The 12,106-nt window shown below is 63.8% G+C and carries 12 protein-coding genes; 9 read left to right on the top strand and 3 right to left on the bottom strand.

Annotation, left to right across the window (positions count from 1 at the left end):
* Positions 1–175 precede the first annotated feature (175 nt).
* Positions 176–1,429, top strand: coding sequence for a flavin-dependent oxidoreductase (locus QUH67_RS27280; protein ID WP_300942517.1), 1,254 nt, complete (start codon positions 176–178; stop codon positions 1,427–1,429).
* Between the two features lie 59 nt (positions 1,430–1,488).
* On the opposite strand, the gene QUH67_RS27275 is transcribed toward QUH67_RS27280, so the two are convergent.
* On the bottom strand, positions 1,489–1,944 hold the full coding sequence (locus QUH67_RS27275; protein WP_300942516.1) for a cupin domain-containing protein: 456 nt from the start codon (positions 1,942–1,944) through the stop codon (positions 1,489–1,491).
* A 22-nt stretch (positions 1,945–1,966) separates the two neighbouring features.
* A complete protein-coding gene (locus tag QUH67_RS27270) occupies positions 1,967–3,127 on the bottom strand; it encodes an ABC transporter substrate-binding protein (protein WP_407080482.1) in 1,161 nt (386 codons plus the stop codon).
* Positions 3,128–3,370: 243 nt separating this feature from the next.
* On the opposite strand from QUH67_RS27270, the gene QUH67_RS27265 reads away from it, so the two are divergent.
* The 5 genes from QUH67_RS27265 (at position 3,371) to QUH67_RS27245 (ending at position 7,680) form a co-directional block, all read left to right on the top strand.
* Positions 3,371–3,865: a MarR family winged helix-turn-helix transcriptional regulator gene (locus QUH67_RS27265; RefSeq protein ID WP_300942514.1), complete on the top strand. Its 495-nt coding sequence runs from the start codon at positions 3,371–3,373 to the stop codon at positions 3,863–3,865.
* 18 nt (positions 3,866–3,883) lie between these two features.
* Positions 3,884–4,708 carry an alpha/beta hydrolase gene (locus tag QUH67_RS27260; protein ID WP_300942513.1) on the top strand — a complete coding sequence of 275 codons (825 nt, stop codon included), beginning with the start codon at positions 3,884–3,886 and terminating at the stop codon, positions 4,706–4,708.
* 25 nt (positions 4,709–4,733) lie between these two features.
* Positions 4,734–5,183, top strand: coding sequence for a cupin domain-containing protein (locus QUH67_RS27255; protein WP_300942512.1), 450 nt, complete (start codon positions 4,734–4,736; stop codon positions 5,181–5,183).
* 321 nt (positions 5,184–5,504) lie between these two features.
* The gene (locus QUH67_RS27250; protein ID WP_300942510.1) at positions 5,505–7,199 is read left to right on the top strand and encodes a benzoate-CoA ligase family protein; all 1,695 of its coding nucleotides are present in this window, start codon (positions 5,505–5,507) and stop codon (positions 7,197–7,199) included.
* Between the two features lie 16 nt (positions 7,200–7,215).
* Positions 7,216–7,680, top strand: a complete 465-nt coding sequence (locus tag QUH67_RS27245; protein WP_300942509.1) for a RidA family protein — start codon at positions 7,216–7,218, stop codon at positions 7,678–7,680.
* A 321-nt stretch (positions 7,681–8,001) separates the two neighbouring features.
* On the opposite strand, the gene QUH67_RS27240 is transcribed toward QUH67_RS27245, so the two are convergent.
* Positions 8,002–9,522 carry a mannitol dehydrogenase family protein gene (locus tag QUH67_RS27240; RefSeq protein ID WP_300942507.1) on the bottom strand — a complete coding sequence of 507 codons (1,521 nt, stop codon included), beginning with the start codon at positions 9,520–9,522 and terminating at the stop codon, positions 8,002–8,004.
* 125 nt (positions 9,523–9,647) lie between these two features.
* On the opposite strand from QUH67_RS27240, the gene QUH67_RS27235 reads away from it, so the two are divergent.
* The 3 genes from QUH67_RS27235 to QUH67_RS27225 all read left to right on the top strand — a co-directional run bounded on the left by QUH67_RS27235 (position 9,648) and on the right by QUH67_RS27225 (position 12,102).
* Positions 9,648–10,382, top strand: a complete 735-nt coding sequence (locus QUH67_RS27235; RefSeq protein ID WP_300942505.1) for a FadR/GntR family transcriptional regulator — start codon at positions 9,648–9,650, stop codon at positions 10,380–10,382.
* A 79-nt stretch (positions 10,383–10,461) separates the two neighbouring features.
* The gene (locus tag QUH67_RS27230; protein WP_300942503.1) at positions 10,462–11,439 is read left to right on the top strand and encodes a sialic acid TRAP transporter substrate-binding protein SiaP; all 978 of its coding nucleotides are present in this window, start codon (positions 10,462–10,464) and stop codon (positions 11,437–11,439) included.
* 87 nt (positions 11,440–11,526) lie between these two features.
* Positions 11,527–12,102 carry a TRAP transporter small permease gene (locus QUH67_RS27225; protein ID WP_300942502.1) on the top strand — a complete coding sequence of 192 codons (576 nt, stop codon included), beginning with the start codon at positions 11,527–11,529 and terminating at the stop codon, positions 12,100–12,102.
* Positions 12,103–12,106: the final 4 nt, after the last annotated feature.

The raw sequence follows: 12,106 nt of genomic DNA, 5'->3' as shown, positions 1-12,106 counted from the left end.
TCGCCCCGCTCTTGCGGGGAGAGGGTCGGGGTGAGGGGCGCTCTCCGCGAATTCTGCGGTTCGTTGATAGGCCTGTACCCCCTCACCCGGAATTCGCGCTACGCGCAAATTCCGACCTCTCCCCGCAAGCGGGGCGAGGTTGAGAAACGGCGACCGGTCGAGTGGAGTAACGCGGATGAAGGCAATCATCGTCGGAGGCGGCATCGGCGGCCTCACCACCGCGCTGATGTTGCGCGCGCGGGGCATCGATTGCGAATTGTTCGAGCAGGCCGACACCATCCGCGAACTCGGCGTCGGCATCAACACGCTGCCGCATGCGATCCGCGAACTCGCCGGGCTTGGGCTGCTGGACCGGCTGGACGCCGCCGCCGTTCGCACCGACGTGCTGTATTACCTCAACCGCCACGGCCAGGAAGTCTGGCGCGAGCCGCGCGGGCTCGATGCCGGCCACGACGTGCCGCAATTCTCGGTGCATCGCGGCCGCCTGCAGAGCGTGATCCATCGCGCCGTCGAGGAACGGCTGGGGCCCGAGGCGATCCACACCGGCTGCCGGCTCGGCACGTTCGCGCAGCATGAGGGCGGCGTGGTCGCGCACTTCTTCGACCGCACGGGTGCGCATACAAAAACCGCGCGCGGCGACATCCTGATCGGCGCCGACGGCATCCATTCGCGGGTGCGCGAGATGCTGTTTCCGGACGAGGGCCCGCCGTGCTGGAACGGCCTGATGCTGTGGCGCGGCGCGCGCGACTGGCCGGCATTCCTGACCGGCCGTTCGATGATCGTGGCCGGCGGGCTGAACGCCAAGGTGGTGGTCTATCCGATCGCGGAAGGATCAAGCCCGGTGAGCCGGTTGACCAATTGGGCGGTGCTGGTCCGGATCGGCGACGGCCATACGCCGCCGCCGCGCCGCGAGGACTGGTCGCGGCCCGGCAAGCGCGAGGAACTGATGCCGCATGTCGAGCGGTTCTCGCTGCCCCATGTCGACGTCCGCAGTCTTATTTCGGCGACGCCGGAATTCTACGAGTATCCCTGCTGCGACCGCGATCCGCTGCCGTACTGGACCTGGGGCCGGGCGACGCTGCTCGGCGACGCCGCGCATCCGATGTACCCGGTCGGCTCCAACGGCGCGTCGCAGGCGATCCTCGATGCGCGGGCATTGGCCGATGAGCTGGCGCGCGCCGAGCACCCGCGCCAGGCGCTGGTCGCCTATGAGAAGAAGCGCCTGCCGATGACGGCGGAGATCGTGCGCTCCAACCGCCGCGGCGGCCCCGAGGGCGTGATCGACGCGGTCGAGCAGCTCGCGCCGGATGGATTTAGCGATATCGAAAAAGTGCTGAGCCACGCCCAGCGCGAAGCGATCGTGCGCGGCTATGCGTCCAAGGCGGGATTTGCCGCCCCGGCGCTCGGGCTGGCGGCGGTGCGGGCGTAGAGGCAACAATCGCCGTCATGGCCGGGACAAGCCCGGCCATGACGAGAAACTTGAATCCTTCACGCCCCGGGCGGCGGCGGCAGGAAGTGGATGTTGTGCTCGGCGGCGAGTGCCACCACCGCGTCCGGCGTCTGCTCCTTCATGTTGTGGATCGCCCAGAACAGATCGTAGAGCCGGCGCGTCGGCGACACCCAGAACAGCGTCTTGGCGGTGCGGCCGGACTTGTTGAAGATGCCGTGCGGCTTGCCCATCGGCAGCCGCACCAGGTCGCCCGGCGTGGCCTGTGTCTCGGCGCCGTCGAGGAAAAAATCGAGCTGGCCTTCCAGGATGTAGAGATATTCGTCCTGGTCCGGATGGATGTGCGGCGGCACGAACGTCTCGGGCGGGAACGTCGCATGCCATGAGAAGGAATGCTCGGTGACGTTCTTCGGCACATAGGTCTGGCCGAGGATGCTCCAGGAAATTCCCTGCATGCCTTCATTGGCGCGGGTGATGCCGGCGATTTCGGTTTTCATCGTTCTCGTTCCCTCTCGATTATTATTTCGCCGGCGCGCAATCCTTGGCGTAGCGGTCGCCATAGTTCGAAAACACCTTTTCGACGATCTCGGTCTGGAATTTGCCGTCGGCGCGTTTTGCCACCTTGGTCAGATAGAAGTTCTGGATCGGATAGCCGTTGGTGTTGAACTTGAAGTCGCCGCGCAGCGAGGTGAACTCGGCCTTCTTCAGCGCCGCCGACACCGCGTCCTTGTTCTTGAGGTCGCCCTTCACCGCCTTCACCGCGCTGTCGATCAACAGCGCCGTGTCATAGCCCTGCATGGCGTAGGTGCCGGGCACGCTGTTGTAGGCGGCCTCATAGCTGGCGACGAATTTCTTGCTCTGCGGATTGTCCATATCGGGCGCCCAGTTGGCGCCGCCGAACATGCCCACGGCGGCGTCCTGCTGCGCGGGCAGGGTGGATTCATCGACCGTGAAAGCCGACAGCACCGGGATCTTGTCGGCGAGACCAGCCTGGCGATATTGCTTGACGAGACCGACGCCCATGCCGCCCGGCATGAAGGTGAACAGCGCGTCGACCTTGGACGAAGAGATTTTTGTCAGCTCGACCTGGAAATCCAGCGTGCCGAGCGGCGTGTAGCTTTCCTCCGCGATCTCGCCCTTGTAGTCGAGCTTGAATCCGGCCGCGGAATCCTTGCCGGCCTGATAGTTCGGCACCAGCACATACATCCGCTTGTAGCCGCGATCCTGCGCGACCTTGCCGAGGATCTCGTGAACCTGGTCGTTCTGGTAGGAGGTCACGTAGAAGAACGGGTTGCACTCCTTGCCGGCGTAGCTCGATGGCCCCGCATTCGGGCTGATCAGAAACGTCTTGTTCTCGGTCACCGGGCGGTGAATCGCCTGCAGGATGTTGGAGAAAATCGGTCCGACCACGAAGTCGACCTTCTCGCGTTCGAGCAGGCCTTTTGCCTTGGTCACGGCGCCGTCGGGCTTGAGTTCGTCGTCGACCACGACGACCTCGACATCCTTGCCGCCCATCTTGCCGCCGAGGTCCTTGACCGCAAGCTGAAAGCCGTCGCGCGATTGCTGGCCGAGCACGGCCGCAGGACCCGATAGCGTCGTGATAATGCCGATCTTGATTTTCTCTTGCGCTGCGGCCGGCACCGCGGCCACGCCCGGCATGACGGCAAGTCCGGTCAGCATCAGCCCCGTCAACGTCAAAGACTGCTTCATAACTATTCCTCCAATCGGCTGTGACCGCCGAAAATCCACGCCATGCAAAGTGCCCGGATTGCAGCTTATTCTGACGACGACAGCACCTGCAAGCCAAACGCGTCCATGCAAGCCATGCGCCAATTACTTGAAACCTAAAGAAATCTGGGCAATGATCGTTCATGCTGTGCGCAGTCCGGATCGCCGGACGCCCGGGCCGGACAGAATGGCATCATGATCCTCGATTCAGAGACCAAGGCGGTCGAACTCCCCGAACATCATGGCGACGAACTCAGGCTGTGGCTGCGCCTCCTGACCTGCACCACCCTGATCGAGGGCGAGGTGCGCAGCCGGTTGCGCGAGCGCTTTGACGTCACGCTGCCGCGCTTCGACCTGATGGCCCAGCTCGACAAGGTGCCTGACGGCATGACGCTGTCGGATGTCTCCAAGCGTATGATGGTGTCGAACGGCAACGTGACGGGGCTGGTCGAGCGGCTCGTCGAATCCGGCCATCTCGACCGCCGCACCTCGGATGCCGACCGCCGCGTGCAGGTGATCCGTCTGACCAAGGCCGGCCGCGCCGAATTCCGCAAGATGGCCGCGGAGCACGAATTATGGATTGCCGATGTGTTCGGCGACCTGACGCCAAAGGACGTTCGCGATCTCATGCGCCTTTTGGCCAAGACCAAGGCGTCGGCGCAAAGATCCGCCAAGGCGCGGACGGGCTGAAGCCGGGAGGGTGGTCCGTTGAGCGCGAGTGTGGATTACGAGGTCGAATACAATAACCGCGCGCGGGTGCCGGAGAATCCGGCGATCATCGCCGGCTGGTCGCGCGACGCGGCGGCCTATCGCGCGACCCACCCACTGAAAGTGATCGCTTACGGCGCGGGCGAGCGTCAGCGCATCGATCTGTTTTCCGGCGACGGTGACGGCCCGATCGTCGTCTTCATCCATGGCGGCTATTGGCAGGCGCTGGACGGTTCGTTCTTCAGCCACCTTGCCGCCGGGCTGAATGCCCATGGCATCGATGTCGCTGTGCCGAGCTACGATCTGTGCCCCGCGGTGTCGATCGCCGATATCATCGACGAGATGCGCGCCGCCATGCGGGCGCTGGCAAAGCACGGACGGCCGCTGGTCGTCAGCGGCCATTCCGCGGGGGCCCATCTCGCGGCCTGCATGCTGGCCACGGATTGGCGCGCCTTCGATGCATCATTGCCGGTGGATCTTGTCACCGCGGCCTACGCCATTTCCGGCCTGTTCGATCTGCGTCCGCTGGTTACGACATCGATCAACACGGCGTTGAAGCTTGATGATGCATCGGCAGAAGCCGTGAGCCCTTTGTTCTGGCCACCGCCGTCGCGAGGCACGCTGGATGCGGTGGTCGGCGGCAATGAGAGCGCCGAATATCTTCGCCAGAGCCGCACCATTGTGGATGCTTGGCAGGCCGCCAGCATCGCGACGCGATTTGCGACCATTGCCGGCGCCAATCATTTCACGGCCATCGCACCGCTCGCCGACGCAAATTCGTCGATGACGCTGCGGCTGAAGCAACTCGCCGGACGCCAGGTCTAACCACAGCAACAGAGGAGAGGACGATATGGCAGCGCTTGAGAAAGGCATCACCGCCAGCGGCACCGGGTACGCCGGCAAGAGCTGGAACATCCTCGGCCAGGCCTATTATCCAAAGGCCGTGACCGATTCCACCTTTGCGTTCGAGACCAACAGCGAGCCCGGCCAGTTCGTGCCGGTACATGTTCACCCGACGCAGGATGAATTCATCCTGGTGCAGGAAGGCGTGCTCGACCTCAAACTGGACGGCGTCTGGGTGCAGGCCAAGGCCGGCGATCTGGTGCGCCTGCCGCGCGGCATTCCGCACGGCTATTTCAACAAGTCGGACAAGCCGGCGCGGGCGCTGTTCTGGGTGTCGCCGATGCAGAAGCTCGAAGCGCTGTTCAATCAGCTGCACAATCTGACCGACCCCGAAGAGGTGGTCCGGATTTCCGCCCAGCACGAGGTGGATTTTCTGCCGCCCGAAGCCAACGCGTAGTCCTTCGGCAGCCGTGTTGCGGCCATCCTTCGAGACGCCCGCGATGCGGGCTCCTCGGGATGAGGTCCTTTTTTGCGGCAAGATCCAGGATCCGCATGGTGAGGAGCCCGCAAGGCGGGCGTCTCGAACCATGCAGCGGAGCATGAGCTCCCGGGGACCAGGTTCCCCGCCGCCGGGGTCCTCCCGGGCGGTGGCGAAAGGCGGCGATTCCGCCCTTGCGGAAAAATACTTTAAGCCTAAAATGATTTCCCAAGACGGCTTGCCGGGCGTCCTCGATATTGATCTCGAGCCTTTCATCGTGGAAAGCGAGGGGAGAAGAGAATGTCAGGTCAAACTCCCAGTCAAAACACAGGCCAATCTCTTGGCCCGTCGGGCCATGTCGATGATTTCGCGCGGCGAAACCTGCCGCCGCCGGAGCAATGGCCGGACCTGCGGCTCGACAGGCCCGAGTTCAACTACCCCGAATATCTCAATGCCGCGGTCGAACTGACCGACCGCATCGTCGAGAAGGGTTTTGGCGACCGCATCGCATTGATCGGCAACGGCCGCCAGCGCACCTACAAGGAACTGGCCGACTGGTCCAACCGCCTGGCGCATGCGCTGGTGGAGGATTACGGCGTCAAGCCGGGCAACCGGGTCCTGATCCGGTCCGGCAACAACCCGGCGCTGGTCGCGGCCTGGCTCGCCGCCACCAAGGCAGGCGCCGTCGTGGTCAACACCATGCCGATGCTGCGCGCCGGCGAGCTGACAAAAATCGTCGACAAGGCCGAGATCGCGCTGGCGCTGACCGACAGCCGCATCGCCGACGAACTGGTGGCCTGCGCCAAGACCAGCCGTTTCCTCAAGCAGGTGGTGAATTTCGACGGCACGTCCAATCATGACGCCGAACTCGACCGCGTGGCGCTGAACAAGCCGGTGAAGTTCAACGCCGTGAAGACCGGGCGGGATGACGTCGCCTTGCTCGGGTTTACCTCCGGCACCACGGGCGAACCCAAGGCGACGATGCATTTCCACCGCGACCTCATGATCGTCGCGGACGGCTATGCCAGGGAAGTCCTCAACGTCACCGAGGACGATGTCTTCGTCGGCTCGCCGCCGCTCGCTTTCACGTTCGGGCTCGGCGGACTCGCGATCTTCCCGCTGCGATTCGGTGCCACCGCGACGCTTTTGGAAAACGCGTCGCCGCCCGAAATGGTCAAGATCATCGAGACCTACAAGGCGACGATCTGCTTCACCTCGCCGACCGCCTATCGCGCGATGATGGCCGCGATGGACAAGGGCGCCGATCTGTCGTCGCTGCGGCTGGCCGTTTCCGCCGGCGAAACCCTGCCGGCGCCGGTGTTCGAAAGCTGGACGCAGAAGACCGGCAAGACGATTCTGGACGGCATCGGTTCTACCGAACTGCTGCACATCTTCATCACCAACCGCACCGGCGATGCCGCCGCGGGCACGACGGGTCGCCCGGTCTCCGGCTATGAAGCAAAGATCGTCGACGACGACATGAACGAATTGCCCGATGGCACCGTCGGCAAGCTCGCGGTGCGCGGGCCGACCGGATGCCGCTATCTCGCGGATAAAAGGCAATCGAACTATGTGCGCGACGGCTGGAACCTGACCGGCGACTCCTTCGTTCGCGACGCCGATGGCCGGCTGTCCTTTGTCGCCCGCTCGGACGACATGATCGTTTCCTCCGGCTACAACATTGCGGGCCCGGAGGTCGAGGCAGCATTGTTATCGCACCCCGTTGTCGCCGAATGCGGCGTCGTCGGCTCGCCCGACGAGGCGCGCGGCATGATCGTCAAGGCCTATGTGGTTCTGGCGGGCGGCGCCAAGGGCGACGCCGCGCTGATGCAGGTGCTGCAGGACCACGTCAAGCAGACCATCGCACCCTATAAATATCCGCGTGCGATCGAATTTGTCGCGCAACTGCCGAAGACCGAAACCGGTAAGCTGCGGCGCTTCGCGCTGAGGCAGATGGCGGTGGGCGGGTCTGCGCCCGGCATCGCTGCCGAATGATTTGAACCGATGGAGAATGCCGGTGACCGCTCCCAAGGGCCCCGCGCTGAGCGTGGTGCCTGATCCCAAGACCGCCCCCTCGTCGTCCGGCCCGCGCGTGCTGCAGCCGAGCGGCTGGCCAATGCCGAAAGGGTATGCCAACGGCATGGCCGCCGATGGCCACCTTGTCGTGACCGGCGGCGTGATCGGCTGGGACACGCAGGAAAACCTCGCGCCCGATTTCATCGGCCAAGTGCGCCAGACGCTGCGCAACATCGCCGATATCCTCGCCGAGGGTGGCGCCCGGCCTGAGCATCTCGTGCGCCTGACCTGGTATGTCGTCGATATCGAGGAATATCTCGCGAACCTGAAAGAGCTCGGCCGCATCTACCGCGAGATTTTTGGCGCGCATTATCCGGCCATGGCGCTGGTGCAGGTGGTGCGGCTGGTGGAGAAGGCGGCACGCGTCGAGATCGAAGCGACGGCGGTGGTGCCGCGCTGATTTTCACCCGCCCCTTGAGGGGGCGGGTCGGCTCACATGGAGCGCAGCGCAATGTGAGACGGGGCGGGGTGACAGACTCTCCACGCATGCTCTGTTAGACGTGGAGACAGCGTTATCCAGCCAGCAGAGAATGCGTGGAGAGGCTGTCACCCCACCTCGGTTCGCATTGCATGCGAACCGATCCACGAGCGAGCTTCGCTCGTCTCGGACCCCTCCAGGGGAGGATAAGCAAGGAAGGCAGCGTGTCGCTAACGGATGCCGGGTGCGTCGCTTCTCTGCGCACCTCCGTCGCGCTCTAGACTAGCATGATCTAAAATCGCTTCACTTCACCTGAAACGTCTGCACCGTCTGCCGTGCCCCCAGCGCATAAAGCTTCGTCAGCGCTTCTGTAACCGCCGCACGCACGCGCGGATCGCCGCCGAGCGCGCCGAAAATGGATCGTACCTCCAGTAGCGCCGGCGCAAGTCGCTCCGCGACCGGGCCGGCACGCTCGGCAATTCCCAGCAATTCCCCGGCGAGCGGATCGCGCACATCGATGGCGCGTGCCTGTTCATCCTTGCCGGTGATATAGCGCATCCAGCCCGCGACCGCGAGCGCATGGGTGTCGATCGGAAGCCCAAGCCGCAGCCGGTCCGCCATGGTGGCAAGCAGCCGCTGCGGCAGTTTCTGCGAGCCGTCCATCGCGATCTGCCAGGTGCGGTGATGCAGAGCGGGGTTGGCAAAGCGCTGCAGCAGCGACGCGCCATAGGCCGCCAAATCAGTGCCACCGGGCATCGTGAGCGTTGGCGCCGCGTCATCCATGATCTGCCGCGCCAGCGCTGCGAAGCGGCTGTCGGTCATGGTAGAAGCAATGGTCTCATGGCCGGCGAGGTAGCCGAGATAGGCCAGCGTCGAATGGCTGGCGTTGAGCAGCCGCAGTTTCATGTGTTCGAACGGCGTCACATCCGAAACCATTTGCACGCCCGCCGCCGCGAAATCCGGCCGTCCCGCCGAAAAGCGCTCTTCGACGATCCACTGTGTGAACGGCTCCGTCACCACCGGCCACGCGTCAATCATGCCGAGCGCGGACGAAATCTCGGATCGGTCGATGTCGGTGGTCTCCGGCACGATTCGGTCCACCATGGTGGACGGGAAGGCCACTTCGGCTTCGATCCATGTGGCGAGATCGCGCGAACGAAGGCTACCGAACTGCGTCGCGATCCGCCGCACCGTGCGGCCGTTCGCGGAAAGATTGTCGCATGACAGCACGGTGAAGGGGGCGGTGCCCGCCGCCTTTCGTTGCGCGAGCGCGGCCACGAGAAACCCGATGGCCGAGCGCGGCGTATCCGGATTCTGCAGATCGTGGACGATGTCGGGATGGCGTTCGTCGAGGTCGCCGGTTTGCGGCGTGTGGCAGTAGCCCTTTTCGGTGACCGTGAGCGAAACGATCCGCGTGGCCGGATCTGCCATGCGCGCGATCAGGGCCGCCGGATTCTCGCTGGCGACTTCGCAGGCGAGCACCGAGCCGATGATCCGGTGATCGGTGCCTGCGCCGGAACGAATGGCTGTCGTATAAAGGCAGTCCTGCGGGGCGAGGGCATCACGCGTCGCCGGACTGCGCAGACTGGCCCCGACGATTCCCCACTCGGTGGCGCCATCAGCCAGAAGATCATCCAGCACCACCGCCTGGTGCGCCCGGTGGAAGGCGCCGATACCGAGGTGAACGATGCCCGCCGTGACCTGCGTCCGGTCATAGGCCGGACGGCGGACGCCAGCGGGCAGCCGGTCGAGGTTGGCCATCGACAGACGGAAATCGCTGTCTTGCGAACCGGATGCGCGATTTTTCGGTGTTTTGCTTGACATGGGGCGCCCAATCCATCAAATCGTTGGTCAATTGGTAAGGCCAATATTCCGATTTATTGGCCCCAGCCCGATCAAAGCAAGAAAAAAGCGATCTCCTCGAGGGGATCGTCAGGGAGAAGCCGGGCGTGCCGCTCGAAGCCGTGGAAGCGCGACGTCTTTATCGCCAGGTTGCCGATCAGCTCCGCGCCTTGATCGACAGCGGCGAATACCGCGTGGGCAGCCGTCTCCCGACCGAGCGCGATCTGGCCGAGCAGTTGAAAGTATCGCGCCCGACCGTGCGCGAAGCGCTGATCGCGCTCGAAGTCGAGGGCAGGGTGCGCATTCGCGTCGGCTCCGGGATCTACGTCAGCGAACCGGCGGCGCACGCGCTGTCCTTGCCGGCCGCCGAGATCGAAGGCCCGTTCGAATTGCTGCGCGCCCGAGAGTTCATGGAGGGCGCGATTGCCGAGCAGGCTGCGCGGGTCGCGACGCCGGAAGACATTGCGCGCATCGATGCCTCCGTCGAGGCGATGGCGACGGTGCAGCATCCCGGCGAAGCCTCGATGGTCCACGACCGCGCGTTTCACGTCGCGGTGGCCGCTTGTCTCGACAATGCCGTGCTGGTCCGCGTGGTCGGCGAATTGTTCGACCAGCGGCTCAATCCCTACTTCGCCAAGCTCGCGCACTATTTCGAAAACCCGCAGTCCTGGAACGCGGCGCTGGCCGAGCATCGCGCGATCCGCGACGCCATCGCTTCGCATGATCCCGACGCCGCGCGCCTTTCGATGCGCGAGCATCTGGCCTGTTCGCAGGCGCGATTTGCACAGAATTTCGGAACCGAAGCCTCAACCGCCCCCCGCGTTCGCGAAAGAAATGGTTGAGCCACAAGAATTCGAACGGGCCGGCGCAATGCCGTCCCGGTTGGGTAACACAAGAAAATTGCAGCAAGGAGGAATTCCAATGTTGAAGAAATTGACGATTGCGTTTGCGGTATCTGCCGCGGCGTTGCTGGCGGCGACCAGTTCAGGCATGGCGCAGACCAAGCTCAAATGGGCCCACGTCTACGAAACCTCGGAGCCGTTCCACACCGCTTCCGTCTGGGCCGCGGGCGAGATCGGCAAGCGCACCAATGGGCGCTATGCGATCGACGTCTATCCGGCGTCGCAGCTGGGCAAGGAAACCGACATCAACCAGGGGCTTTCGCTCGGCTCCGTCGACATGATCATTTCCGGCTCGAGCTTTGCGGCCAAGAGCTTTCCGCCGATCGGCGTGACCTATTATCCCTACACCTTCCGCGACGCCGATCACCTGCTGGCCTACACCAAGAGCGACGTCTTCAAGGAACTCGCCAAGGGCTACGAGGACAAGACCGGCCATCGCATCCTGGCGGTGACCTATTACGGCGTCCGCCACACCTCCTCGAACAAGCCGATCAAGACCTGCGCCGACATGAAGGGGCTCAAGATCCGCGTGCCCGACGTGCCGGCCTATCTGGCGATGCCGCGCGCCTGCGGCGCCAACACCGCGCCGATTGCGTTCGCCGAAGTGTATCTCGCCTTGCAGAACGGCACCGTGGAAGCCCAGGAAAACCCGCTCACCACCATCGAGGCCAAGAAGTTCTTCGAGGTGCAGAAGCACATCGTGCTGACCGGCCACATCGTCGATCACCTCAACACGGTGGTGTCCAGCGCGCTGTGGAAGAAGCTGTCCGAGGAAGACCGCAAGATCTTCACCGACGTCGCGCAGGAAGCGGCCGCCAAGGCCACTGCCGAGATCAAGGCCAACGAAGGCAAGCTGGTCGACTTCTTCAAGCAGAAGGGCCTCACCGTGACCGAGGTCAACAAGGACGAGTTCCGCGACACCGTGCTCAAGAACGTGACCTTCGAGAGTTTTGACTATCGCAAGGCCGACTGGGAACGCATCCAGGCGGTGAAGTAACTATCCGCCGTCATTCCGGGTTCGATGCTTACGCATCGCCCCGGAATGACGGATTCAATCACGCGCTGCGAGTTGGGGAATAAGCGCATGTCGGTCGAAGTTCACAAGCAGATCACGGCGGACGAGATCGCGCACACCTTTGAGGACGAAGTCCCCAAGGTCGCCGATCTCAGCCAGTACGCCGCGGAAGACTGGCTCGCGCTGGCGATCTTCTGGATCATGGCGCTGTGCGTGTTCCTGCAGTTCTTCACCCGCTATGTCCTCAACGACAGCTACGCCTGGACCGAGGAGATTGCGACCTATTGCCTGATCGGCGTGGTGTTCATCGGATCTGCGATGTGCGTGCGGTTGTCGCGGCACATCCAGGTCGACCTGATCTACCGCTATCTCTCGCAAACCCCTGCGCGGGTGCTGTCGACAGTGATCGACCTGATCCGGATCGCGTTCTTCGGCTACGCGATCAAGCTGGTCTGGCAGTTCATCCAGATCATCGGCGACGAGCGGATGACGACGATCAAGTTTCAAAAGGGCTTTGTCTATTATGCCGTGCTGCTCGGCTTCGCGCTGATGTTTGCCCGCTCGATCCAGATCGCGGTCGAGAACTGGCGGCGGGGCTACTCGATCCTGGAACGCCCCGGTGCGTTCGACGGCACGGAAGGTTGAGCTG

It is taken from the genome of Bradyrhizobium roseum (genome assembly GCF_030413175.1).
GTDB lineage: Bacteria > Pseudomonadota > Alphaproteobacteria > Rhizobiales > Xanthobacteraceae > Bradyrhizobium > Bradyrhizobium roseum.
This window is presented reverse-complemented; position numbering and strand designations above follow the sequence as displayed.